19 protein-coding genes are annotated in these 25,885 nt (G+C 40.5%); 10 read left to right on the top strand and 9 right to left on the bottom strand.

What is annotated here, in order from left to right; genetic code table 11:
• Positions 1-340: 340 nt before the first annotated feature.
• Entirely contained in the window at positions 341-1,942 is a 1,602-nt protein-coding gene (locus H5154_RS02880; protein WP_145238853.1) for an isocitrate lyase, read from the bottom strand.
• Between the two features lie 256 nt (positions 1,943-2,198).
• Between H5154_RS02880 and H5154_RS02875 the strand changes: the two genes are divergently transcribed.
• On the top strand, positions 2,199-4,376 hold the full coding sequence (locus H5154_RS02875) for a malate synthase G (RefSeq protein WP_182717334.1): 2,178 nt from the start codon (positions 2,199-2,201) through the stop codon (positions 4,374-4,376).
• 201 nt (positions 4,377-4,577) lie between these two features.
• Here H5154_RS02875 and H5154_RS02870 read toward each other — a convergent pair whose 3' ends face one another.
• The 4 genes from H5154_RS02870 to H5154_RS02855 form a co-directional block, all read right to left on the bottom strand.
• Positions 4,578-5,303 carry a YebC/PmpR family DNA-binding transcriptional regulator gene (locus H5154_RS02870; protein WP_182717333.1) on the bottom strand — a complete coding sequence of 242 codons (726 nt, stop codon included), beginning with the start codon at positions 5,301-5,303 and terminating at the stop codon, positions 4,578-4,580.
• Between the two features lie 167 nt (positions 5,304-5,470).
• A complete protein-coding gene (locus H5154_RS02865; RefSeq protein WP_182717332.1) occupies positions 5,471-6,106 on the bottom strand; it encodes an HAD family hydrolase in 636 nt (211 codons plus the stop codon).
• A 161-nt stretch (positions 6,107-6,267) separates the two neighbouring features.
• Entirely contained in the window at positions 6,268-6,786 is a 519-nt protein-coding gene (locus H5154_RS02860) for a DUF6702 family protein (RefSeq protein WP_182717331.1), read from the bottom strand.
• Positions 6,786-9,227 (bottom strand): M1 family metallopeptidase, encoded by a 2,442-nt coding sequence (locus H5154_RS02855; protein ID WP_149980349.1) that lies wholly within the window; start codon positions 9,225-9,227, stop codon positions 6,786-6,788. The genes H5154_RS02860 and H5154_RS02855 overlap by 1 nt, the downstream gene beginning before the upstream one ends.
• Positions 9,228-9,532: 305 nt before the next feature.
• Between H5154_RS02855 and H5154_RS02850 the strand changes: the two genes are divergently transcribed.
• The 6 genes from H5154_RS02850 (at position 9,533) to H5154_RS02825 (ending at position 16,813) form a co-directional block, all read left to right on the top strand.
• Positions 9,533-9,787, top strand: coding sequence for a hypothetical protein (locus H5154_RS02850; RefSeq protein ID WP_182717330.1), 255 nt, complete (start codon positions 9,533-9,535; stop codon positions 9,785-9,787).
• Positions 9,788-9,915: 128 nt separating this feature from the next.
• A complete protein-coding gene (locus H5154_RS02845; protein WP_145238872.1) occupies positions 9,916-10,155 on the top strand; it encodes a hypothetical protein in 240 nt (79 codons plus the stop codon).
• Between the two features lie 76 nt (positions 10,156-10,231).
• On the top strand, positions 10,232-11,476 hold the full coding sequence (locus H5154_RS02840; protein WP_182717329.1) for an exonuclease SbcCD subunit D C-terminal domain-containing protein: 1,245 nt from the start codon (positions 10,232-10,234) through the stop codon (positions 11,474-11,476).
• Positions 11,473-15,114 carry an AAA family ATPase gene (locus H5154_RS02835; RefSeq protein WP_182717328.1) on the top strand — a complete coding sequence of 1,214 codons (3,642 nt, stop codon included), beginning with the start codon at positions 11,473-11,475 and terminating at the stop codon, positions 15,112-15,114. Before H5154_RS02840 ends, H5154_RS02835 begins: the two co-directional genes overlap by 4 nt.
• A 9-nt stretch (positions 15,115-15,123) precedes the next feature.
• Complete coding sequence (locus H5154_RS02830; RefSeq protein ID WP_182717327.1) at positions 15,124-15,789, top strand: class I SAM-dependent methyltransferase; 666 nt, start codon at positions 15,124-15,126, stop codon at positions 15,787-15,789.
• A gap of 364 nt (positions 15,790-16,153) precedes the next feature.
• Positions 16,154-16,813: a hypothetical protein gene (locus H5154_RS02825; protein ID WP_182717326.1), complete on the top strand. Its 660-nt coding sequence runs from the start codon at positions 16,154-16,156 to the stop codon at positions 16,811-16,813.
• Positions 16,814-16,887: 74 nt separating this feature from the next.
• Here the strand turns inward: H5154_RS02825 and H5154_RS02820 are convergent, their stop codons facing one another.
• Positions 16,888-18,405 (bottom strand): hypothetical protein, encoded by a 1,518-nt coding sequence (locus tag H5154_RS02820; RefSeq protein ID WP_220493357.1) that lies wholly within the window; start codon positions 18,403-18,405, stop codon positions 16,888-16,890.
• Positions 18,406-18,479: 74 nt separating this feature from the next.
• On the bottom strand, positions 18,480-19,943 hold the full coding sequence (gene dgt / locus H5154_RS02815) for a dGTPase (RefSeq protein WP_182717324.1): 1,464 nt from the start codon (positions 19,941-19,943) through the stop codon (positions 18,480-18,482).
• Between the two features lie 203 nt (positions 19,944-20,146).
• Between dgt and H5154_RS02810 the strand changes: the two genes are divergently transcribed.
• Positions 20,147-21,358, top strand: coding sequence for an ectonucleotide pyrophosphatase/phosphodiesterase (locus tag H5154_RS02810; RefSeq protein ID WP_182717323.1), 1,212 nt, complete (start codon positions 20,147-20,149; stop codon positions 21,356-21,358).
• Positions 21,359-21,470: 112 nt separating this feature from the next.
• Here H5154_RS02810 and H5154_RS02805 read toward each other — a convergent pair whose 3' ends face one another.
• Positions 21,471-22,214: a zinc-dependent metalloprotease family protein gene (locus H5154_RS02805; protein ID WP_182717322.1), complete on the bottom strand. Its 744-nt coding sequence runs from the start codon at positions 22,212-22,214 to the stop codon at positions 21,471-21,473.
• Between the two features lie 56 nt (positions 22,215-22,270).
• Positions 22,271-22,975 carry a hypothetical protein gene (locus H5154_RS02800; protein ID WP_149980339.1) on the bottom strand — a complete coding sequence of 235 codons (705 nt, stop codon included), beginning with the start codon at positions 22,973-22,975 and terminating at the stop codon, positions 22,271-22,273.
• A 461-nt stretch (positions 22,976-23,436) separates the two neighbouring features.
• Between H5154_RS02800 and H5154_RS02795 the strand changes: the two genes are divergently transcribed.
• Together H5154_RS02795 and H5154_RS02790 are read left to right on the top strand one after the other, a co-directional pair.
• Entirely contained in the window at positions 23,437-24,438 is a 1,002-nt protein-coding gene (locus H5154_RS02795) for a RimK family alpha-L-glutamate ligase (protein ID WP_149980338.1), read from the top strand.
• Positions 24,439-24,677: 239 nt separating this feature from the next.
• Entirely contained in the window at positions 24,678-25,835 is a 1,158-nt protein-coding gene (locus H5154_RS02790) for a benzoate/H(+) symporter BenE family transporter (RefSeq protein ID WP_182717321.1), read from the top strand.
• Positions 25,836-25,885 lie beyond the last annotated feature (50 nt).

Raw genomic sequence — 25,885 nt, 5'->3', positions numbered from 1 at the left:
GTGGTTTGTAGTCGGTTAGAGTTGGTAAAAAATCGGTTTATATTTTCTGATTAATGGCTAATAACGGCCATTTTTATCAAAATCCCCCCTTTCCAAAGAGCTAAAAGCTGATTAAATCGCTAAATTGATAAGAAATACCGCAAAAAAATTTACTTGATAAAAATCTGATCCAAAAATTGAAAGTAAATCTGATGCTAGTTAAATACTGATCCAAGCCTTAGTTAAAATCTGATCTGAGCGGTAAAGTTAGCAGGTGTAAAGCTGTATATCCGGTGTAATTGCTAGCATCAAAAAAAGGGCCTTGCGGCCCTTTGTAACATTGTTGAGTTGGACTGTTATGTTAGAACTGGTTCATAGTGTTTGCTTCACCGCCAGCTTTAAGCGCATTTTCACCTGAGAAGTACTCTTTATGGGTATCTCCCATGTTAGAACCTGCTAAGTCTTGATGCTTAACGGATGCTTGTTCGCGGCGAATTTCTTGACGCTGCACATCACGTACATAAGCCAGCATACCTAAGTCACCAAAGTAGCCTTCTGACAGAATATCAGTGCTCAATGCAGCCGTGTGATAGGTCGGTAGCGTAATTAAGTGGTGGAAAATACCAGCTTCGCGCGCGCCATCGCGTTGGAAGTTTTGTACTAACTCATCTGCTGCGACTGCAAGTTCAGTTGCATCCATCTCTGGTGCCATTAGTGCCTTATTATCATCAATACTTGGATAAGCAGATAGATCTTTACCTTCGTCTAACCACTGTTGATAAACTTGCTCGCGGAATTTCAATGTCCAGTTGAAAGAAGGTGAATTGTTATAAACCAGTTTAGCGTCAGGAACTTGCTCTTTAACCCGATTAACCAGTTCAGCAATTTGTTTTACATGTGGTTTTTCAGTTTCAATCCACAATAAATCAGCACCCGATTGCAAGCTGGTAATACAATCTAGTACAACACGGTCTTTTTCTGTGCCTTCGCGGAATTGGTATAAACCATTATCAAGGCGAGTCGGCTTACATAATTGGCCGTTCAGCTTCATTGCCGTATCACCTTCATTTAAATCTTCAACACCGTTAATTGGCGTGGTTTCTAAAAACGCATTGTACTGACTAGCAAGGTCGCCAGGTGTTTGTGATACCGGCACTTTTTGGGTCAAGCTAGCACCAAGTGAGTCAGTACGTGCGACAATAATACCGTTATCAATACCCAGTTCTAAAAAGGCATAACGCACGGCGTTAATTTTTGCTAAAAAGTCTTCGTGTGGCACAGTTACTTTACCTGCTTGGTGACCACATTGTTTCGCGTCTGAAACTTGGTTTTCGATTTGGATAGCACATGCCCCCGCTTCAATCATTTTTTTAGCGAGTAAGTAGGTTGCTTCTTCATTACCAAAACCAGCATCAATATCTGCGATGATCGGTACCACATGACTTTCAAAGTTATCTATTTTATCAAGTACCGCTTGTACATCACCACCAGTTGCTTTGGCGTTATCTAAGTCTTTAAATAAATGGTCAAGTTCACGAGCATCGGCTTGTTTTAGGAAAGTATAAATTTCTTCAATCAACGCCGGTACTGAGGTTTTTTCGTGCATACTTTGATCCGGTAGTGGGCCGAACTCAGAGCGCAACGCAGCAACCATCCAACCGCTTAGGTATACGTAGCTACGCTTAGTGGTTTTTTGGTGACGTTTAATCGCCATCATCATTTGTTGGGCAGTAAAACCATGCCAGCAACCAAGCGATTGTGTGTATTGGCTGGTATCAGCATCATATGCAGCCATATCTTCACGCATGATGTCAGCTGTAAACTGAGCGATGTCTAATCCCGTACGAAAACGATTTTGCAAACGCATACGACTTGCGTATTCAGGATTAATTGCTTGCCATGTTTTACCTTGTGCTTGACAAAGTGTAGCTAAAGTATCGGTTTCACGTTGATAAGTAGTCATAATAAAAAATCCTCTGAACGGGTTAAAACTAAATTTTATTTATATGGTTGTGTGAGAGGCTAAGAGTTAATGCTCTGTAGCGCTTAAATCAACATTAGGCCGATTTATTGGATTTAGTAAATTTATAGTTGTTATGCTGGCTATATATTTAGTGAATGGCTAAAAGAACACCTATTGCGTATTTTTAGGTTATGGTTAACAAAAGATTGCTCACATGCAGTCAATTGCACCGCGACTGTTTAAAAGGATATCGATTATGACACTCTCTCACAGCCAATTTGGATTAACCGTAGATAACCAATTAGCCGATTTTGTTAACCAGCAACTGCTACCCGGTACAGGTATTAGCGAACAACACTTTTGGCAAGGATTTGCTGAAATTATTGATGATCTTAGTCCGCTTAACCGTGCATTATTAGTCAAGCGTGAAGACCTACAACACCAAATTGATAGCTATCACCTAGCAAATAAACACTGGGATGCAGCGCAATACCAACAGTTTTTAACTGACATTGGTTATTTAGTCCCTGAGCCAGATAATTTTTGCATTGAGACAGAAAATGTTGAGCCTGAAATAGCCCGCACAGCTGGCCCTCAGCTGGTTGTGCCAGTAAGTAATGCACGCTTTGCACTTAATGCCGCTAACGCACGCTGGGGGTCGTTATACGATGCCTTATACGGCACTGATGTACTTAGCGAAGAAGATGGCGCTGAAAAAGGCAGCAACTATAATCCTGTTCGCGGTTTTAAAGTAATGGCCTACGCAAGGCAGTTTTTAGATAAAGCGTTACCACTTGAAAATGGCTCACATATTGAAAGTACTAATTATTCGGTAGTTAATGGGCAGCTCATCATCACCTTACGTGATAGCTCACAAACAGGCTTAAAACAACCAGCGCAACTTGTTGGTTTTCAAGGTGAAGCACAAAACCCCAGGGCAATTTTATTACTCAGTCATGGCCTCCATATAGAGCTACAAATAGATCATAATCATAGCATTGGTGCCGCCGACAAAGCGGGCTTAAAAGACGTCCTCCTCGAAGCTGCACTTACCACCATTATGGATTGTGAAGACTCCGTTGCCGCCGTTGACGGCGAAGATAAAGTGCAAGTTTATCAAAATTGGTTAGGCTTAATGAAAGGCACTCTCGCTGAGTCATTCACAAAAGATGGCAAAACGATTGAGCGTACACTCGCTAAAGACCGCAGTTATTCAGGTATTGATGGCAAACCGCTAAGTCTAAAAGGGCGTAGTATGATGTTTGTGCGTAATGTTGGCCATTTAATGACAAACCCTGCGATTCAAGATAGCCAAGGCCGCGACGTATTTGAAGGTATCATGGATGCAATGATCACGGTCACTGCCGCACTGCATGACTTAAATGGCAATAGCCCGGTAAAAAATTCAACTGCAGCCAGTATCAATATCGTCAAACCGAAAATGCATGGTCCTGAAGAAGTTGCTTTTACCAATACATTATTTAGTCGTATTGAACAGCTTTTACAGTTACCCAAAAACACCATCAAAATGGGCATTATGGATGAAGAGCGCCGTACATCGGTGAACTTAAAAGCCTGTATTAATGCTGCTAAACAACGTGTGGTATTTATCAATACTGGCTTTTTAGACCGTACAGGTGATGAAATTCATACCTCAATGCAAGCAGGTGTAGTATTACCAAAAGCAGCCATGAAACAACAACCTTGGATCAATGCTTATGAAGACAGAAATGTCGATATCGGTTTGCAAACCGGGTTAAGTGGTCGCGCACAAATAGGCAAAGGTATGTGGCCAATGCCCGATAAAATGGCGTTGATGATGGAGCAAAAAATTGCCCATCCGCAAGCAGGCGCTAATACTGCCTGGGTACCCTCCCCTACTGCAGCCACCTTACATGCTATGCACTATCATGACGTTGATGTGTTTGCCTGTCAAAAAGCGATTGCCCAGCGTCAACAAGCTAGTTTAACAGAACTATTAACTCCGCCTTTGATGGTTGATCCTAATAGTTTGAGCAAAGAAGATATTCAGGCAGAGCTGGATAACAATGCTCAAGGTATTTTAGGTTATGTAGTACGTTGGATTGATCAAGGTGTAGGCTGTTCTAAAGTGCCTGACATTAACCATATAGGATTAATGGAAGATAGGGCTACACTGCGTATTTCAAGCCAACATATGGCTAACTGGTTGCAGCATGGGGTATGCACGCAGGCACAAATAGAAACTACCATGGCGAAAATGGCAAAAGTAGTGGATGGCCAAAATGAAGGGGATCCGGCTTATGTTAATATGGCCGATTCAGTGCAAAGCTTAGCACAAAGTATTGCATATCAAGCTGCATTAGCCCTTGTATTAGAAGGAGTTAAACAACCCAGTGGTTATACTGAACCATTATTGCATGCGTTTCGTATAAAATATAAATCGCAACAATAGCTCCCCTTCGAGTTTGTTAGTGTCATATTGCCAGCCCTCGGGCTGGTTTTTTTTGCTTAAATTATCCTTTAACCATAACTTTGCTGAATAATCAGCATTCAGCAAAATAAGCCATCAACAACAAAAAAAGCACATTCCAGCAATGAAATGCGCTTTTGTATCTTCTCGAAACTACTAACTTGCTAACTTTCTAACTTCAGCCTAATTCACTACCGTGGCGTTATGATAAACGTTTTGTACGTCGTCACAATCTTCCAACATTGCAATAAATTTATCAAAATTAGCGATAACATCGGCATCAGTAATTTCTATATTCACTTGTGGCACGAAGGTGATTTCGTCAACTTCAAAAATAATACCTGCAAACGCCTCTTCTAATGCTGTTTTTGCTTTGTAATATTCGGTATGTGGAGCAAAAACCGATACTTTGCCATCTTCAACTTCTACATCGGTTACATCAACATCAGCCATCATTAAAGCTTCAAGTACCACTTCATCATCGTCACCACTAAAACCAAGTACAGCTAAATGATCAAACATATGTGCTACACAGCCTGGTGTACCTATTTTTGAGTCAGTTTTAGTAAACGGTAAGCGAACATCTTTAATAGTACGATTTGGGTTATCTGTTAAACAGTCAACAATCACCATACAGTTACCTGGGCCATAGCCTTCGTAACGGGCTGTTGCATAATCTTCACCAGCTCCGCCAGCAGCTTTCTCTATCGCTTTTTCGATGACATGTGCTGGTACTTGATCTCGCTTCGCGCGTTCGATTAAGCGTTTTAGCGACTGGTTTACTTCTGGATCAGGTTCACCATTTTTTGCTGCTACGTAAATTTCTTTACCGTACTTAGAATTAACTTTGGTTTTAGCATTGGCTGTTTTCGCCATGGAGCTTTTACGTACTTCAAATGCTCTGCCCATCTTATGCCTCTATTGGAAACTCGATATTGGCAACATTTTAACAATTTGCGCAGTATTGAGCTAGTGATTAAATGACTGCAAAATCACAATTATGACATTTCGCTTAACAGTACTTACGCTTATAAAAGTTAAACAACACGCTATTTAACATAACACTAAAATTCTACTTAAACTGAAGCATTTATAAGTCGAGATTGTCGTGTTTGCCCTAAATTATTTATTAACTTAGGCAATTCAGAAAAATGGTGCAGAATATAATCAGCTTGTTCTGCATATGCAGGAACATCACTCGGTGCATATAAACAAGCACGCATATTGGCATTATGTGCAGCCTGGATATCATAAAGATAATCACCAACATAAAGTATATGTTGCTGATCTATTCCCCATAACGTTGCAATTGCATTCAAAGCACTCGGATCTGGCTTAGGGGGGGCATCACTACGCGTGAGTACAGTTTGAATTGGCAACGGATTATTTTTTAATTTCAGCGCAGTAGCGCGGTCGTAATTACGTGTCACGATTGCCATTGGTATTGCTTGCTCTTTTAAACGCGCGATAGCTTGCGCTACACCGGGTAACAACGTTGCATGTTGAGCATCAATAAGCTCATGCTGATGGACAATATTCATTGCTTCCTCACGCATGTAAGGAGACGGAAGGCCATCAATAAAACTAAGTAGATCATGCTCGTCAGGGCAACCGACTTGAGCTTTGATAAGAGTAAAATCAAGTTCAGATGATACTAAGGTGCCATCTAAATCAAAAATAACCCCAGCTACTGTACTTTGATACGTATTCATACCACTCCTTGTATATGATTTGATTTTCATCCAAATTACTTACTTTAAGATAGTTTACGCAATTAGATATGAAAAGGAACATATTCGTATTTAATATAAAAATTAATAAAAAACGCGCACAAAACTACTGTGCGCGTCGGTTGGGGGACTTTTAAATTTGCCTACTTTGTTTGGTCTACCGCTGTATTAGCTGGTTCAAAGCGCGCTTCTAGCCAAGTGTCATCTTGGGTAAAGTGCAGTGTTTTCACTTTGCCTTTACCTTCAACATTAACCATATTCACTTGCGCAGGCCATAAATCGCGCAGCGCGCCGTGACTCATACGGATACCTTTAATATCCTTTGGGATCGGTGCTTCTTGATAAACCCAAAAAAACTTACCATCAACTTGCGCACCCACTTCCTTCAGCACTAGCGGCTCACCATCGAGTGTTTGTAAAGCAACATGTGATTCGATGTAATCTACAAAGCGTTGTTGATCTTCTTTATTACTAATAATATCTGCACCACCGGCAAATAAATGCTCCACAGCATGCTCGGTATCATGTAAATAAAAACGATGCATTAGCTCAATATTACTAGTACGTTTATTAAATAAAACTGTAGTTACTGATGCTTTAAGTTGATGCGCCATCGCTGGCATAGCAACTATAAAAGCAAGAATAATAAGCATAAAACGCATTATTCTTGCTCCTTATCGCTGTCTTTTTCGTCACCTGTTTTTAGCTCAGTTTTAATATCGTGCATGATATCGCGGCTGACTTTGGCTTTACTTTGCTCTTTTTTATACACTTCAATACGTGAAGGGATAATACGACGAGGGTAGTTATTATTTTCAACATCTACGTCTGCAGTTTCCCAACGAGGATCAACCGTTACTGATACCAAAGGCTTGTTCTTATCAGTAATAATAAGTTTTTGCACATGTTTGTGGTTGCGACGCCAGATTTCGGCAGGGATCATACGATCTTCTTTAGTACCATCTTCATAGCTAAGCTCAAGTAAAATTGGCATTACTAGGCCGCCTAAATTCGAAAATTCAAGCACGTAATAGTTTTTATCTTCTGCAACTGCGCGATCGAGTACTTTACGCTCCCATGGCTCTAAGCCTTTTAAGAATTTATTATACGAGTTGCGCTCTTTGTTAGTAACAGTGAAGCGGTCGTTTTCATCGTAGAAATCAGTTACGTCGGAGTTTTCTTCAACCCATAGCTTTTTAGCTTCAGCCTTATTACGTTCCACAAATAGTGGCATAGGTTTAGCCGCTTCAATATCACGTAGGCGATTAAAATCTATATCAGGGTTTTTAGTATCTAAACGTAATTGATAGACTTTATCGAGCGAGATATCAACATGATCAGTGCTATAGAACCAGCCACGCCAGAACCAATCTAAATCAACACCTGATGCTTCTTCCATGGTACGGAAAAAATCAGCAGGGGTAGGGCGCTTGTACTTCCAACGCTGGGCGTACTCTTTAAACGCAAAATCAAACAACTCACGGCCTAAAATCACTTCACGCAAAATATTCAGTGCGGCCGCAGGTTTGGTATAAGCATTAGGCCCTAAACGCAGCACGCTGTCTGACTGAGTCATTACCGGCACTTGATTTTCAGACTTCATGTAGGCAACAACGTCACGTGGTTCAACCCCCCATGGAATAGTTGGATCCCATTCACGCCCAGCAACACCATCTAAAAAGCTGTTTAAACCTTCATCCATCCAAGTCCATTGGCGCTCATCAGAGTTCACCACCATAGGAAAATAAATATGACCAACCTCGTGGATCACCACGCCAATTAAAAAGCGCTTTTCAGCTTGTGAATAAGTACGCGAACCGTCATCCTGTAACTCAGTTCGAGGGCCATTAAATGTGATCATTGGATATTCCATACCGCCTACTGGACCATTGACTGACTGCGCAACAGGGTATGGATAATCAAATGAAAAGCGTGAATAAACTTCCATTGTATGTACGATTGCTTCGGTCGAATACTTCTTCCATAGATCGCCACCTTCTTTGGGGAAAAATGACATAGCCATCACTAATGGCTGATCATTACCGCCTTGTTGATAACCTTTTGCATCCCACATAAATTTACGCGACGACGCCCATGCAAAGTCACGCACATTTTCAGCTTTAAAGTGCCATGTTTTGGTCTTGTCTGTGCCTTCTTTTTCATTTTCTAAGGCTTCATCTTCAGTAACGATAAATACTGGGCGCTTTGTATTTTTGGCTTGTTCTAAACGGTTTCGCTGAGTACGGGTCAGCACGCTACTAGCATTATCAAGCTTACCCGTTGCAGAGACGATATGATCGGCAGGAACAGTGATCTCAACATCATAATCACCAAATTCTAGCGTAAACTCTCCACTGCCTAAAAAGGCTTTATTAGTCCATGCTTCGTAATCTGTATAAGCAGCTAAACGCGGAAACCATTGAGCAAGTAAGAATATGTCGTTGCCATCTTTTTCAAAATGCTCGTAACCAGAGCGAGCGCCAACGGCATCTTCTTCAACGATGTTAAAAGCAAAGTCCATGCTGAATTCAGTGTCTTTGCCTGGTTTCAGTGGTTCATTTAAGTCAATACGCATTAGTGTATCAACAACTGTGACTTTTAATTCTTTACCGTTATCATCTTTAACATTAGCAATTGTAAAGCCAAGTTCATTGTCACTCATAAATTGTTGACGACGTAACTGACTTAAACTTAATTTAGTTGCTTTTGGTTGTGGATCTCCCTGTAGGGCAGAGCCGTTAAATGTAGCAGTACGTTCTGCAATAGAGTCGCTTTTAAAAATATTTTGATCGAGTTGCAACCATAAATACTTGAGTGTGTGCGGTGAATTATTTTTATACTCTATGGTTTGACTTGCTGTTAAGCGACGTGCATTTTCATCAAGCTTTACATCGATGTCGTAATTAACATGCTGCTGCCAATATTTTTCACCAGGCTCACCTGCTGCACTACGATAAACATTCGGTGTAGGCAGCACTTCATCAAGTTGGCGAAACTTATCAACATAACTGCCTTTTGTTTGCTCAACTGCAGAAGCCATAACAGTACTTGAGAGAGCTAACGGTAAAAATATAGCCCCTAAAGTTACAACTGCTTTTTTCATAATTAATCCTGTTAATTTTTCGTAAGCATACTTTGTCAAAATAGTGAGATATATTCAATGAAATAGCGATAAACCGCCGCATTTATAGGGTAAAAAATAACTTATTCTTAAATACTGATGATTAACAACAAGGCAATTATTGTAAAGGGGGTTTACAGCAACTTTTGTACGAAATTCAGGCTTAATTAATGCAAGTCAATTACAGTTAGCTTTACAGTTTGTAAACACGTTAACCTAAACGATGAGTAGTAAACCCTCTTACCATAGTATTGAATAAGTTAGCTGACAGCTTGCAGGAGTAACCGATGAAATTTTACATTGTAAAAAAAGATAATAGTGTTGCGGCAATTCCAGCTCAGACTGAGCAACTAAATGAATATCAAAAGCGGGGCTTTGAGTTTGTTGAAGTCGTTGCGGCTTGCGATAAAAACGACGCACTCGCTCGCTTTCCAAAACATAGTAAAAAACGTAAAAAGTGGCTTGTTTTATGCAGTAGTTTGTTGGTTATAAGCATAACTTTTAGCTTAATTTCGGCTATTTTTGTATTAATGGCTAAATAATGAATTCTTTAGTTGACCTTTATAGTCATTTGTATTTAAAATCGCCCACTTTTTTGATTTGAGTGGGTTAAAAGCATCGCTTTTCTCCTCAAAAGTGTTTCAACATACTAGTAAAATGCGGTGGGCATATGGATTTTTATATCCTAAAAAAACAACAAGAAGTAATTGCAATTCCAGCAGATGAACAAAGTTGTAAACAGTATTTAGATTCAGGTTATTTTTATATTGATAAAGTAGCTGCCTGTAACGAAACGAATGCGTTAAAAGTACTGCAGGCCAAACAAACCAAAGCTCTCAAAGTACCATTAGTGCTGGCATTGTTAGCTTTACCCATGGTGATCTTTGCTTGGTATAACCTAACAAGTTAAAGATTCAGCTTGTGCCCTTGCATCTTAATTTAGCTTGGGTATATTGACGCTCTTAACTGTTTTTTAAGAGCGTGACATGAAAGTCTTACATACCTCAGATTGGCATTTAGGCCAACAATTTTACGAACACAATCGCTGCCAAGAGCATCAGGTGTTTTTCAGTTGGCTCATAGACACGCTCGTCACACAACAAATAGATCTGCTGTTAGTCGCTGGTGATATTTATCACACAGCTACCCCACCTGCTAGCAGTGAAAATCAACTCTACCAATTTATAAAAGATGCCAAAAAACACTGCCCTGCATTACAAATAGTGCTTATTGCCGGTAATCATGATTCTGCAAATCGCATAATGGCCGCCCAGCCGCTGCTTGCTCAGTTTGATACTCAGGTCGTAGGCCGTTTTGATGCGAATAGTCCAGCAGATGTGGTACTGCGTTTAAATAGCAACCCTGTAACAGCTCATATCGTTGCAATGCCATTTTTACGTGCCAGTGATGTTAGTTCACTTAGTCACACTGAAAACGGTCACGATTACGCTCAAGGCATAGCTAAGGCGTACCAGCTAAGTATTGAGCATGCGCTCATTGATAAGCCTGCAACAACGCCGCTGATAGTGATGGGGCACTTACATGCCAAGGGCGGCGATATCTCTAGTGATTCTGAGCGAAATTTGATAATTGGCGGAGAAGAATCAGTCACAGCAAACGTGTTTAGCAATCATGCTGATTACGTTGCCCTGGGCCACTTGCATAAAGCGCAAATAGTCGCAAAGTCCGAGACAATCCGCTATAGCGGTACACCAATGCCGATGTCGTTTTCAGAGCGCAACTATAAACACCAAGTATGTGTTGCTGAGTTTACAACCACCACTGATGATACGATTGCAGTGACTGTAAACCCCCTTTACATTCCTCGCCCAACAGAAGTGATTCTATTACCTGAAGGAGAGTGCGTACCTCTTGAACAATTATGCCAACAACTATCGAGCCTAGAGCTAAGCCAATATAGCCAAGCTCCGTATTTAAGAGTAAAGCTCAGTGCAGGGGATACCGATACAACTTTTCGAGAGCAAATTGAAAAAGCACTAGAGAACAAAGAAGTGCGCTTTTGCGGCATAGAACGCGTTCGTCAGCATAATAAAGAGCAGCGTTTAACTGTCTTTGAAGATTTAAGCCAAGTCGAGATGCTCAACCCGCAAATGTTATTAGAGCAAGCGTTTGCCAATAACAAAGACATGGCGGGGCAAGCTGTCCCGGATGAGCTAAAAACCCTTTTAAACGATGTAATAAGCGAACTTGCGGAGCAAGAACAACTATGAAAATAACCGCAGTACGCATCCATAACTTAGCCTCAATTGTTGACGCCGAAATCGACTTTACCAAAGCACCGTTAAGGGATGCTGGTTTATTTGCCATAACGGGCGACACCGGTGCAGGAAAAAGCACTTTTTTAGATGCGATTTGCTTAGCCCTTTATACCAAAACAGCTCGATTAAGAGGTGATAAAGGTAACTTAATAGATTTTAATGGCGACAGTATAAAGTTAAATGACCCACGTAACTTATTACGTAAGGGTAAATGGGAAGGTTTTGCCGAGGTCGATTTTTTAGGCCAAGATAAACAGCTCTATCGCGCGCGCTATACCATTCAAAGAACTCATAAAAAAATAACCGGCAAGTTAAAAGTAGCTGAGCACAGCCTCTATACTTTGCCAGACGAAACGCTAATAGCTGATAAAAGCAACACCATAAAAGAAGTCGAAAGTAAAATAGGGCTCAACTTTGAACAATTCTCGCGGGCGGTATTATTAGCGCAACATGAGTTTGCGGCATTTTTAAAGGCCACGGGTGATGAACGAGCCCAGCTTTTAGAATGCTTAACTGGCACAGATAAATTTAGCTTGATTGGTAAACGTATTTTTGAGCGCCATAAAGAACAGCTAAATAAACTCGAATTGCTCAAAGCCAGTTTAGCCAGTTATACCTTACTCACCGACGAAGAACTTGCCGCGAAAACTCAACTACTTGATGATTTAAAACAGCAAATTGAAGATACTACAAAAACCTTAGCTGGCATCGAGCAGGGTATAAACTGGTATAAGCAAGCCAATAGCTTAGAGCAAGCACTGAATCTAGCACAACAAAATCAACAACAAGCCAGTACAGCGCTTAAAGCCATTGCAACACAAAGTGAACAGGCTAAACAAGCGCAAAGTGCACTGGAAATTAAAGACAATCGCAATCGTTTTAAAAGCTTAACGGCGCAAAATAATGAACTAAATACCAAGGTAAATGATTTAAAGAGTATCGATCACGCGGCACTCATTACTGATCTTGCCAGCGCACTTGAAAAGCACAACGAGAGCTTGCAAACGGCGAAACAACAGCAAAAAAGCGCAGAACCAATCATTGCTAAAGCGCGTGAGCTCGACAATCAACTTGCGATGCAAACACAAACAATAACCAGCATTACAAGGCAAAATGAAAAAGAGCAAAAACAACTTACTCATTTACAGCAGCAATTTAAACAAAGCCAAGCAAGTCATCAACAAGCAAAAAAACATTCCGAGCAACACCAGCAATGGCTAACCCAGCATAGTCAACTTAAGCAACTAGCGAGTGATTGGAATTACTATCAGCATAGCTTCAATCAGTTTTTGCACGCTAAGCAGCAATTTGCAACAACGACTGAACAAAGTACACAGTTAGCAGCTGAGCTTATACGGCAAAACGAGCAGCTGGAAACACAAACTAAAAAACTGACGCTAAGCGAACAAACACTTTTAAGCGAACAACAAAAGCTTGATCAACTCAACAAGCAACACGGCCAATTTAATATTGAGCAATGTGATGCCAAACTTAAAAATATCGATTACTTAAAAGAGCAACGCGAGCGTTACAAGCAGTTTAATCAAGAGCTAAAGCAAAGCACGCAACAACAAAGTGTTATTGCAAGCAAACTAAGTCAGGGCGAGCAAACACAAACAACGCTAACCCAGAACCTTGTAACACGAGAACAAACGCTTAAACACAGTGAATACGCACTAAATCAAGCTCGCTTGCGTGCCAGCGAAAGTGTCGAACATTTACGTGCTCAACTTACGCCAAATGAACCTTGTGTGGTATGTGGAGCAACCGAACACCCATTCGCAGATCAGCAATTAACTAACTTGATCGCTGCTTTTGAAAATGACTATAAAAATGCAAAACAGCACTACGAAAATGCCCTAGCAGAGCTTCACTCGCATCAAACTCAGCATGCTGTGCTCGTTGCTGAACACACACAACACAGCCAAGCGGTACAGACTGCACAGACTAAACAGCTTGAAATAAAACATACCATGCAAGCGGCCCGCACTGAACTAAATGACTTAACCTCAGAGCAATTGGAGGCCAGTTACATTGCGCTCAATGAACAAAAAACACAGTATTATGCAACACAAAAACAACAGCGCAACTTGCAAGAGCAGGTAAACCAACTGCAAAGTATCTTTAAAAATGAGCAGCAAGCTCAACAACAGTTACATACACGCCACCTTGAACTAAGCAATCAACAAAGCCAGCTCAATAGCAAGCTAAGTGAACTAAGCACACAAATTAATGAGCTAACCGCGACCCTTGGTTCACAATTTCAAGAGGCTCAATTTTGGCAACAACTGCAAAATAATACGCTTGATTTAACTGAGTTAAACCAGCAAGTTGAGCAATATCAGCACAACCAAGAGCAACTTGAGCAAGCGCAAAAACAACTCGATAGCGCTGACCAACAGATGCAGCAGTTTACACCGCTGATCAGTGATGCGAAGCTAATCTTAAAAAACCTAAATGATGATTTAGCCAAAGCACAGCAACAACATAGCAGCTCGCAAAGTGAACGCTTAGCGCTATTTAATAATGAACACATTAGTGCTGACGACTACCAAACGAAGCTAGCTGCTCAACAAGAGCAATGCCAAGCACAGCTTCAGCGCAGCCAAAAAGCGCACGATAACGCGATAAAACAACGCGACGAGCACGCGATAACGCTGCAAGGCCTCGAGCAACGGCTACTTGAAAATACGCAAGAACAAGCCGACCTCGATACTCGCTATAATCAATGGTTTGCTGAATTTAAAAGCCGCTACAGCGATGCAAGCCACGAACAGGTCACAATTTTACTAACACTAAGTAGCGATGAAATTAAAACGCATTTAAAGCAACATGAACAATTAGCGCAAGCTTTAATAGATGAAAATGCCGCGTTAAAGCAGCACAAACACGCTTACTTACAGCATCAAAACAGCGATAAACCTAAGCAAAGCCATGCTGAGCTTATTCAACAGTTAGCCAATTTAAACGATCAGCAAGCTGCGCAGCACAAAGCACAGCTTGCAACTAATACTGTACTTGAACAGCACAATCAAAACCGTCAGGCGCTGCAAGGCAAACAAACTGAATTGGCAACCTTGCAAAAACACGTCGAGCAATGGCATGTACTTAATAAAGTCTTGGGTGATGCAACGGGTAAAACCATGCGTAACTTAGCACAAACGCAAACGCTAAAAATATTATTACACTATGCAAACAGCCACTTACGAACGTTAAACAAACGCTATGAACTTACAGCTATTGAGCAAACCTTGGATATCGCCATTGTTGATAAGGACATGGCCGATGAGCAACGTTCAGTTAATACCTTATCCGGCGGCGAGTCGTTTTTAGTCTCGTTGGCACTTGCGCTGGGCCTTGCATCTTTGTCATCCAATAAAGTAAGTATTAACTCTTTGTTTATTGACGAAGGCTTTGGTACGTTAGACAGTGAAACATTAAGCATTGCCATGGATGCACTTGATTCATTACAAGCGCAGGGGCGCAAAGTGGGCGTGATCTCCCATGTATCTCAAATGACAGAACGGGTTGCTACCCAAGTTCATGTCGCCAAGAAACCTGGTGGCTATTCGACTGTTACAATTATTTAAGGAATAGTAATGCCAACATTTACACAAGACGAAGCAACGCAGTATGATTCTCGCATTCCTCGTTTAGTACCGGGGTATGAATTGCTGCACAGCAGTACCGCAGCGCAACTACAAGCAACGCTCGGCGATGAAGCGCATATTTTGGTAATAGGCGCCGGTACCGGTAAAGAAGTCGCCCTCCTTGCTGCCTTGCAGCCTAAGTGGCATTTCACTGCACAAGACACCTCACAAGACATGCTCGATATCGCAAAGCAACGATTTGTTGAGCTTGGGATCAGCGAGCGGGTTACTTTACACTTAGGCTCGCCATCCGAACTTAAACAACAAGCGGATGCCGCATTATGCTTATTAGTGATGCACTTTGTGGCAGATAACGGCGATAAAAAAGCCATGTTGCAAGCAATTAGCACACAGCTAAAAGCACATGGGCAATTATATTTAGCCGATTTAATGCGTCCAGAAACACTTTTTGAGCGTGATGCCCAATTGATACTCAGCAAACAATTAGGCTTAACTGAAACAGGGGTAGAGCGCATGCAGCATAATTTTGAGCATGAGTTTTTCCCACTTGATAGAATTCGTCTTGCCGACTTACTCGATGAAACAGGCTTCAATAGTGGCAAGTTGTATTTTAAAACACTTGGTTTTAGTGGTTATGTGGCACAAAAACGCTAAACGTAAACTAATAATTTACCTTTCACAATGCTCTATTACTTCCTAGACATGCATTAAAGCATTTTTAAAACCGTTTACCCAACGCTGGTTAACGGTTTTAATATTGACACTTTATTTTTCAATATCTTACCCTAACCAAATAGATTCGTATTAGGTCTAATAAAACCACCATTACTTGGGATTGTGTATCATCCCACTAACAACAATGTACTGACACACTTAGAATCAATAATAATTTTTTCATGTGCTTTCAAGCCAAATATAAGCTTTTAACGGTTACCGTCTTATTTTTTTGTACCTATAAAGTTTGCAATAACAAAAAATAATGGTAGGCTGTAAGTTCATCTTTTACAGGACGTAACTAATGAAAAAATGGATTTTTATATTAATCTCCCTCAGTTTCAGCCCGCTATGTACTGCATCCGCTGTTTACTCCCCTTTGACACAACCGCAATTAGAACAACCTGACACAACACTATTAACTCGACTAGCTGATTTTTGTAATCGCAGAGAAAACATCACAACATCAACCGATAAAGACAGCTTCGCGAATATAATTGAATCACCAATAACAGCTGGTTTTTATCTACACTCATATAACAACACGGCAAAACAGACTGCATGGCGCAATTTTTATGAGTTGCCAGCGCGCTGTAAAACTAAAGAAAACGCCTCCATTAATGCACTTTGGTGTACGGAGCATCAGCGAAAAAAACGCCAACAGTTTGAATTACAATGGCAAACAGCGGGCAACTTACAACGTGCCGAAGTACAACCTAATGATCATGTCTATGAAATCATCCTACCCAGAAAAGGCATGCAATCGATTAGTTTAGCTACTCAAAACGTAAAGTCACTCCCCCAAACAAGCTTATTACAACATGCTTCTTCATTAATGGGGATTGTCTGTATTTGTTTGTTTATTACCGTTGTGATTTTATTTTTTAGTTGGCGACATGCTAAAAGGGTGAAGCGGTTCGTAATCTTAACTCATACCAATAAAGTAATTTATAGCAGCAAGTAACAGCCCAGAGCAGGCTGCTACTAAACGAAATAGTCTGAGCTTTGGAGAATCAATCTTCAGCGACAATTAATAAATTAATCGTCGGTTTTTAACTGTTTTGCACGCTCTTGTGCTGCAATTAATTTGGCTGATTTTGGCACTGTTTTTTTCGGGACAATCGTCGGCTTTTCTTTTGAATTTGGATCCCAAGTAGGGTCGAGTGATAAATTAGCAAATGGGTTAGCTTTACTCTGATTTGGATCTGCTACAAATGCGCCAGATATATCATCTCTTTCATCGTGCTCTGATGCACTATGCTGCTCTGCTGCTAATTCATCGTTTAATGCCGCAAGCGCCTGTGCTATTTCATCATCACTGTCAGTTACCGTTAAAGTATCAGCTTGTGGTTGAACATCCACGGTCGTTGATAGCTTAACTTCCCTCATTTGCGAAAGGCCTGATGTGAGCACTTGGCCACTACTATTAACAGCATCCGAATGGACAATTTCATTTGCTACTTCATTCGTTGCGCAATGAATAACGTTTTCATCATCCATTTTAGGTAATTGCTCAGCTTCGCTATCGAGCTCTGTTGTGGTCGTTTGGTGTGGTTCTAAATTAGTATCAAGATCAGCTTTAACATTTATCGTCGCAGGCTTTATGACATTTTTAGGTTGTTGTGGCTTCTGACCTGGTAATGGCGCATCAGGATCAAACATACGCACTTCAGGCTCTTTAAAATCATGCTCATTTTTAAAAAGCCGCTGCGTTAGCTCAACTTTTACGTTCACATCGTCTGTACTTATCACTTCAGTTTGTGGAGTTGCAATGACTACTTGCTCTGCTATAACCGCTTTTTTTGGCGCAACAGTGGATTCGCTTGCTGCGGGCTCAGCCTTTACGGGGGTTAATTTTGATACAGCGGCTTCTGTACTTGAAGCCTCATCAGTTGCAGGAATCAGCGGCGCAGTTTCAACTGCTGCTTTTTTGTTAGCCCGTAAGCGCTGCAGCAACATTGCAGCTAAGAGTAAAACTACTAACAACAGTAAACTTGGCATCAATAACGAATCCGACTCAGTGCGCACTGGTTCTGGGGCTGTTACCTTTATCGTCGCAGGTTCGCTTGTTATTACGGCTTCGGGTGTAGCGTCAACTTCATCATTGTTTTGCCCAAGCGGCTGTTCGACTGTGGTTTCTGCGCTGCTCTTTTGCTCAACTTCAATACTTTGGACATTCTCAACATTTTCAACAATTACAGACGCCTCCCTTTGAACTTCTGCTGGCTCATTTTTGGCTACTGACGAATTGCTGTCAAGGGGGTTTACAGTCGAGTTTTGCGTCTCTAATGTAGATTTTATTTTATTATCAACATGTGTTTTTGGTGCAATCACTACAGGTGCTGGTTGCGCTTGAGACGCTGCTGGAGGTGGGTTACTGCAGTTGTTTTTATAATCTTTTGCCGCATTTCGATAACTACGGCTACTTGTATTATCGCTGTATTGCTGCATTTGTTGTTTATACAAAATGCACATAGCTTCACTGTATTTAGCAAAGCTATTGAAACTAAAAGTAAATAAAATAAATAAGCAAAGTCGTAATACGTGAGCCATCATAAATCTATTAAACAAAATAACACAATAAACCCAGTTTAATAGTTGTGCGCAAATTTATCTAGCAGTGTGTTTTGCTAATCAATTACCATCAAGGTACGGTATTCATCGTAAGCAAATTGATCTGTCATGCCGCTGATATAATCTTGAATAAATCGACAGCGATAATAAAACTCATAAGCGAGTACATGATCGGGTTCTGCTTGCATCGCTTCAATGGCTTGTAAATAGCTATTTAAATGCTTTTTCGAAAGCTTTTTGAGTAACCGTGTTTCAATTAAGAAACGACCATCCCCTTTGAGCACCCGTTTAAAGTCATCATGACTTAGCAGCAGTAATGGCTTATAACAATCAAGTAATCCATTGATAATTCGATAGCCTTGTAATTCAAGTTTACCGACTTCCTTATGTGAAAACACATATTCAAACGCCACTTGTTTCAAAGTGGTGGTTATAGCATGTAAATGACTGCGGTCTTCTAACAAGGCTTGATTAAAATCACCATGATAAACCGCTTCAATATTATCTATAAAACGTTTGGCCGCATAATTAACCAGAGGGTGGAGTAGAGTTACCCGTAAATAAATAAAAAACTCGCTATTAAAGTTATAAGGTTGCTGAGCGGCCTTATCGAGGGCATAGTTAACTGCTTTTTCAACCACGTGCTGATGCTCTACATCGTCAATGGTAAGATTAGTTAACACTTTTTGATAATGCTGTTTGAGTTTATCGCATAATAACTCAACAGTAATGATGCCCTTTTCTACGGCATCTTCAATATCAGCTAAGCAATATGAAATATCATCAGCCGCTTCCATTATATAACTGCCGGGGTGGCGACATTGTGGCTCTATCAATAGCTCTTTTTGCAATCTTTCAACAAAGTTTTTTTCACTGTAGTAAAAGCCTACTTTTTTCATCAAATAATTTTTAGTTCGCGGTATATCTTCTTTCGCCATACTTGCCGGACGCGTGTATTTTAGAATACCAGCCGTTTGGCTATAGGTTAAATTAAGTGATAATAGTGAGTGTACAATACGGATACCTTGCGCATTACCTTCAAAGTTACAAATATCTTGTGCTAAATGTTTAAATATTAAGCCAATTCCCGTGTGTGGATCGGCGCAGCGCTGAGGGGTAAGCGTTGCTAAATTTGCGTTAAACCAGTGATTAATCGCAGCTTCACCAAAATGACCAAACGGTGGATTACCTATATCGTGCATCAAGCAGGCCATTTCAACCAGACTTTCTAGCGGCCTCTCTAATCCTGTTAGGCCATATTCAGCTTGTTGTTTGGCCGTTAAATTCGCAAAGATGCGTTGCACTATAAAACGCCCAACTTGTTGTACTTCGAGAGAGTGAGTTAACCGTGAGCGTACCGCAGCATTGCGCTCCAACGGAAACACTTGCGTTTTTTGTTGTAAGCGGCGAATTGCAGCACTATTGATGATACGGCCACGATCGCTTTCTAACGCCATCTGTAAATTAGGGGTTGAGCGCAGCTCACGCGCTGACGTTATTTTTTTGCTGAAATCGATCATAGACGCTCCTTTTATTGTCTACTTTTAATCTAACAGCTTGTTTACTAAATTAATATCCATGACTGCTGTTCGCACATAAATTTATCTATTAATAATTATCACGGTCATAAAATAGCGGTACACTGCATATTAAACATAAGCATATCGTAACGTATTTGTTTATCTTCTGATTACCAATAATGCCCAACAAAGGTAGTAATACAATGAAGCCTATTTTAAGTTTTCTGTTATTAGCATTGCTCATTTATAGCTCTTTTAGCCACGCTAAAGACGATAAAAACTCTGCAAGTAATACCGTAGTACTTGTTTCTCTTGATGGATTCCGCTGGGATTACATCGAAAAACACGGTGCTAAAAATTTAGCCGCAATAGCTAAATCGGGAGTTCGCGCAACTAAAATGCGCCCGGTATATCCGACTAAAACGTTTCCTAATCATATATCTATTATTACAGGTTTATTGCCAATTAATCATGGCGTAGTAGATAACCGCTTTTGCGATACACAAAGAAATGAATGCTATAGCATGGGAAAAGGGAAAGACGACAGCACATGGTTCAACGGTATTCCACTGTGGAATTTGGCGTCGATGCAAGGATTAAAATCAGCCGCTTATTTTTGGCCAGAATCGGATGCGCGATTTAATGGCATGCTGCCGGATTACTTTTACCATTATTCAAAACACAGTGATTATCAAAATCGTGTTGATCAAATTATTCAATGGCTAACATTGCCAGCAGCGCAGCGCCCGCAATTAGTTGTTAGTTATTTTTCACTGGTAGATAGTATGGGCCATGAATATGGGCCTGATGCTGAGCAAACCAAGCAAGCGGTAAAAGAAGTAGATGTATTAATGGGGCAATTACAGCAACGTCTTAATGAACTAGAGCAAAATGTTAACTTAGTGATTGTCTCCGATCATGGTATGAGTACCGTTGAGCCAAACCAAAGTATTGCTATCAGCAGCTTACCGAAAGACGACAAGTTTATGGTTAAAAATACCGGACCGAGAGTATTGATCTATGCTAATAAGGGCACTACAAAAGCTGAGATCACAGCATATAAACAACACTTAACGAAAGCAGCAAAAGGGCGCTATACCGTGCTAAGTGATGAACAACGTAAGCTTTATCACTATGCTAACAATGGCCGAACTGGTGATATTATTTTACAAACCACAGCACCAAGAAGTTTTGCTGATACCGGTAAAGTAAGCTATTTAGGTACCCATGGCTATGCGTATAGCGAAGATATGGCGGCAACCTTTATTGCCAATGGCCCAGCATTTAAAAATTCATTAGTAATCGATGAAGTAAATAATTTAGATATATATCCACTTATTGCCAAAGTACTGGGAATTAAAGTGCTCAATGCAATCGATGGCGATGGTGCAACACTTTGGCCTGCTTTAAACTAACTAAGCTGATCTTTGAGTAATAAATCTATCATAATTAGGTTTGGTTTAATTAAATAATAAAAAGAGCGCAAATGCGCTCAAAAGGGAAAAAACTATGTACTAAAAATAAACGCTATTTAAAGTTAGCAATACTGTCTTTAGTGGCATTTACTGTACGCCATGCAAACGACTCACCAGTTACACCATAGGGGATACCATTAACATCCCAGCTAGGGTTAGAAAAGTAATCGTATTGCGTGGCACTTCCAAACACATGAGGGTACGCCATAATACTGGCAAACTGATTTTGTACGCCATGGCCCATACCATCAACATAAACACCACCGGCGGTATCGCCTTGCTTACGAGAGTGCGCTAAGCCTTGATTGTGGCCCAATTCATGTACGAAGGTTGTTGCTCCACAATCTACCGCTGTAATGCTGTACATACTGTTACTTACTGAGCTATATAAATTGCCGTTACTGCCACTGCCAACCCACGCAATACCACACGAAATTAAGTTACTGCCAGCGCTTTGACCGGTGCCAAGTACCGCGACCATATCAGCACCCCAGCTATTGCGTAAGCCTTGAATATAGCTACTGTTAGTGACTGAATTTAACCAGCTACTTGAAGGTGTAATCGCATGATTTCCTAAGTTTTCGCTACCAACTAATCGAAGCGTAATATCAATACCATTTTGACTGTAAACCTGGTTACTAAAGGCAATATACTGGTTAATTTTAGTATTAATGTTTGCAGTGGCAGCCGCCGCTTGATCTGTATATAAAATCGCAATATCAATTGTCGCAGCGTGGCTAATTGCTGTCATACCTAATGCACAAAATGCAGCTAAGGGAATTAGTCGTTTATTCATGTTAGTTCCTTTTTGGTTGTGTTTATTGCCTTATAAAAATTTATTTTGCTAAATTTCTATAAATTATTACCCGTAGGTTTTGGCGCAAATGGATCTTCACCATTACTTGGTTGAGGGGTTGGTTGTTTCGTTACTTGATGTTCCATATGATTTTTATAAAGATCTCGCTTTGCCGCAAGCCAACCATATTGACCTTTACTTTCAAATACATAATTACCGCTTGGTGCAGTTAATTGACCATATATAGCGTCTTCGCCAATAGTCATTACGGTGGTGTGAAATCGCCCATCAGCACCAAGCACTCGGCCAAAAATACTTTTATCACCATTGCTTGCTGCAATAATATTAGTCACCTCTGCACTAAAAGTTTCAGCAGTTTGTGGAATAGCTAGATCAAAATTATCACCTTGCTTGAGCTTTCTGAGCGCCACTAAATCGAACTCGATATAAGCTTCGTTATGTAAATCTGTAGGCAATAATCCTGAGGCTTTGAGAACTTGCTCTGCTTTCTCTGAGAGACGATTAATAGCATCAAATTCATCATACGTTTGATCTACTACAGCTGGCTGTGTAGCTGACACACTTGGCAACGATATATCAGCTGATACTTTAGCGGCTAGCTTCTTAGGCGCTATACCCGATAACTGAACGTCACTTGCAGCAACCGAATGGGTGACATTGCTTTCTTTGTAGATAACAAACTCATATAGCAAAAAAGCGCTGATCGGAACGACAATTATAAATGCAATAGCCCTTTTCATTTGTCTCTCTTTTAGATCTAAAAGTTAATATATTGTTATTTTTACATCAGAGTAAATTAAAGCGCAAGCATAAATTTGTTACCGAAAATAAAAACAGTCTTTTTAAATATTTATCATATTAATCTTATGGTTAATAATTTCATCAAACAAAACCTATTAAAAGCTAACTTTCACCCTCATAACACAACCTTTCAAGTTAACATTAACTTATCAATTATACCTTTTACAGTTACATACTTTATTGCAATAAAAAAACACCGACTATTGATTAACCAAAATGAGATTTGAAAAATAATATTATCGTGACGATAAAATTTATTTGTTTTACTGCACATCAGATGAACCTCATACTCCGCGTCTTTTGCCGCAGACTCTCATCATCATAAGTGACTGTGAACATCTATAACGTAGTGAGCCTATTTTTTCTGTGAGCTGCGGATCAATACTCAAGAGGAAATACCATGCGTGGCTGGATCATTTATAAAGACAGTGCTGGATTACTAAAACAAGAGACCTACGAAGTAGAGCGTTTACTGGCCGCAGCAAAAGAAGAAGGTATCGATTTACAAGTTTTCTCTCCCGATCAATTTGATTTAACTATCACCCGCGAAGATGGCAAAAGCATTCTAATTGACGGTGTAACCACAACTTTGCCTGACTTTGTTATTCCTCGCATGGGCGCCAGCACCACCTATTTTGCACTAGCAATTATTCGCCATCTCGAGCGACTAGGGGTGTACTGCGTTAATAGCTCACAATCAATTGAGACGGTAAAAGATAAACTGTTTGCACAGCAAATTTTAGCTGAGCGTAACTTACCTACACCAAATACTATGCTGGTAAAATTTCCAGTAAATATCGACTTAGTAGATAGGCAAATAGGCTTTCCAGTGGTGATTAAAACACTTTCAGGCTCGCAGGGCAGTGGCGTATTTTTATCAAAGTCAAAAAGCGAATTTGACGATTTAATGCAATTAATTGAAGCCGCCAACCCGCAAGCTAATATCATCTTGCAACAGTTTGTTAAATCTAGCCATGGTCGTGATTTGCGAGTACTCACTATTGGTGGCCGTGCTGTCGCATGTATGGAGCGAAACTCTGGCGGTAAAAACTTTAAAGCGAACGTGAGTGCAGGTGGCACTGGTAAACCGCACCCAATTACTCCAGAGATTGAATGGTTAGCTACACAAACAGCTAATGTACTCAATTTAGACGTTGCTGGTATTGATTTATTATTTGATGATAATCACTTTAAAATTTGCGAAGCAAATTCAAGCCCTGGATTTGAAGGCTTAGAAGCTGCACTGGGGATCAATGTGGCTCGTGAAATCTTGCATTTTATTCGCATTCGCTTGGGTATTTTTGACCGCCCAGAGAATTTAAGCTTAGCCTTGGATGAAGACAGTAAAGCAGCGATGGAACAGCCAACTCCAAGCCCCAAATTAAGCGCTGTAGTACAGTAAAATTTTAGTCGTAAATAACGACTATTGCTTTGTATACTAAGCTGTCATTGGTGACGTGTGAAAACTGTTACACCGTCGCCATTACAAATCTAACACTTTATCACTACCTCAGAACATCAATACTTTCTCCAACCAGTAAGACCTTAGTCATAAGTAACCTTGAAAGATAAACACGCCCTAGCATCAAAGTAATATTTGTGTATAAATAGAACGATTGAATTCAACGATTTAGGAACCACATGCAACTATCAAATCAACTATTAAACCGTTTAACTGCGGGCTTAGTTGCGGTGATCATCGGTTTTACCAGCTCTATCGCACTTATTTACCAAGTCGTTATTGTGCTAGGTGGCACAGCGGAGCTCGTTGCAAGTTGGGTACTTATGTTAGGTCTTGCGATGGGTGTCACTTCAATTGGCTTATCGTACTACTATAAAATCCCAATTTTAATTGCCTGGTCAACAACCGGTGCCGCTTTACTCATTACCAGTGCCCAAGGTTATAGTTTAAATCAAGCTGTAGGCGCATTTATGTTCAGTGCTTTACTGGTATTTATTTCAGGGATCACTGGCTGGTTTGAAAAAATAATGCAACGTATCCCGAGTCAAATTGCCTGTGCAATGCTTGGCGGTGTTTTAGTGACTTTTGGCATAGATGTATTTAACTTTATGGGTGAAAAACCATTGCTAATTGGTGCGATGGTGCTGGTTTATTTAGTCTGTAAGCGTTTAATGCCACGTTTTTCAATGCTTATAGTACTTATTGCCGGGTTTGTAATGGCAGGCGTTACAGGACAAATAGATACCAGCAGTTGGCAATGGAAAATGAGCGAGTTTGCGTTTATCGCTCCTGAATTTAATTTACAAGCGATGATCAGCGTAGGTATTCCGCTTTATATCGTCACTATGACTTCACAAAACTTGCCAGGCATTGCAGTGTTAAAAGCACATAATTACCCAGCCCCCATCTCTGCAGCGCTCAATGTCACTGGTTTTAGTAATATCCTTATTGCCCCCTTTGGTGGTTATGCCATTAATTTAGCAGCTATTACTGCGGCAATTTGCATGAGTGAAGATGCCGACAGCGACCCTAAAAAGCGTTACTGGGCAAGTATCGCGGGCGGTGGCTTTTATATCCTGATGGCGATTGGAGCAGCGACTCTAGTGGGTTTAGTGGCAAGTTTGCCACAAGCACTTATTTTAGCCTTGGCGGGGATTGCTTTATTCACCACCATTGCCTCGAGCTTACAGCAAGCTTTGTCTGATAGTTACTACACTGAAGCGGCAATGATCACTTTTTTGGTCACCGCCTCTGATCTTACTTTATTTTCTATTGGCTCGGCATTTTGGGGGATATTGTTAGGCGCGCTGACTTTATGGTTGATCCCGCGAAAATAACACTCGCAATAAATCAGCTTAACGCATCGTTGAGTAGCGATTGTGTTAAT

Origin of the sequence: Pseudoalteromonas sp. SR44-5 (genome assembly GCF_014163675.1) — a bacterium.
Taxonomy (GTDB): Bacteria; Pseudomonadota; Gammaproteobacteria; order Enterobacterales; family Alteromonadaceae; genus Pseudoalteromonas; species Pseudoalteromonas rhizosphaerae.
The sequence above is the reverse complement of the archived record's forward strand: the minus strand, read 5'-3'. Positions and strand labels throughout refer to the sequence as shown.

Bases quoted from the DNA above. Each gene is read 5' to 3' on its own strand.
- H5154_RS02800 (WP_149980339.1), bottom strand. From the start codon at position 22,975: ATGAAAAGGGCTATTGCATTTATAATTGTCGTTCCGATCAGCGCTTTT.
- H5154_RS02870 (WP_182717333.1), bottom strand. From the start codon at position 5,303: ATGGGCAGAGCATTTGAAGTACGTAAAAGCTCCATGGCGAAAACAGCC.
- H5154_RS02875 (WP_182717334.1), top strand. From the start codon at position 2,199: ATGACACTCTCTCACAGCCAATTTGGATTAACCGTAGATAACCAATTA.
- H5154_RS02855 (WP_149980349.1), bottom strand. From the start codon at position 9,227: ATGAAAAAAGCAGTTGTAACTTTAGGGGCTATATTTTTACCGTTAGCT.
- H5154_RS02880 (WP_145238853.1), bottom strand. From the start codon at position 1,942: ATGACTACTTATCAACGTGAAACCGATACTTTAGCTACACTTTGTCAA.
- dgt (WP_182717324.1), bottom strand. From the start codon at position 19,943: ATGATCGATTTCAGCAAAAAAATAACGTCAGCGCGTGAGCTGCGCTCA.
- H5154_RS02820 (WP_220493357.1), bottom strand. From the start codon at position 18,405: ATGATGGCTCACGTATTACGACTTTGCTTATTTATTTTATTTACTTTT.
- H5154_RS02830 (WP_182717327.1), top strand. From the start codon at position 15,124: ATGCCAACATTTACACAAGACGAAGCAACGCAGTATGATTCTCGCATT.
- H5154_RS02805 (WP_182717322.1), bottom strand. From the start codon at position 22,214: ATGAATAAACGACTAATTCCCTTAGCTGCATTTTGTGCATTAGGTATG.
- H5154_RS02825 (WP_182717326.1), top strand. From the start codon at position 16,154: ATGAAAAAATGGATTTTTATATTAATCTCCCTCAGTTTCAGCCCGCTA.
- H5154_RS02795 (WP_149980338.1), top strand. From the start codon at position 23,437: ATGCGTGGCTGGATCATTTATAAAGACAGTGCTGGATTACTAAAACAA.
- H5154_RS02810 (WP_182717323.1), top strand. From the start codon at position 20,147: ATGAAGCCTATTTTAAGTTTTCTGTTATTAGCATTGCTCATTTATAGC.
- H5154_RS02860 (WP_182717331.1), bottom strand. From the start codon at position 6,786: ATGCGTTTTATGCTTATTATTCTTGCTTTTATAGTTGCTATGCCAGCG.
- H5154_RS02850 (WP_182717330.1), top strand. From the start codon at position 9,533: ATGAAATTTTACATTGTAAAAAAAGATAATAGTGTTGCGGCAATTCCA.
- H5154_RS02835 (WP_182717328.1), top strand. From the start codon at position 11,473: ATGAAAATAACCGCAGTACGCATCCATAACTTAGCCTCAATTGTTGAC.
- H5154_RS02790 (WP_182717321.1), top strand. From the start codon at position 24,678: ATGCAACTATCAAATCAACTATTAAACCGTTTAACTGCGGGCTTAGTT.
- H5154_RS02840 (WP_182717329.1), top strand. From the start codon at position 10,232: ATGAAAGTCTTACATACCTCAGATTGGCATTTAGGCCAACAATTTTAC.
- H5154_RS02865 (WP_182717332.1), bottom strand. From the start codon at position 6,106: ATGAATACGTATCAAAGTACAGTAGCTGGGGTTATTTTTGATTTAGAT.
- H5154_RS02845 (WP_145238872.1), top strand. From the start codon at position 9,916: ATGGATTTTTATATCCTAAAAAAACAACAAGAAGTAATTGCAATTCCA.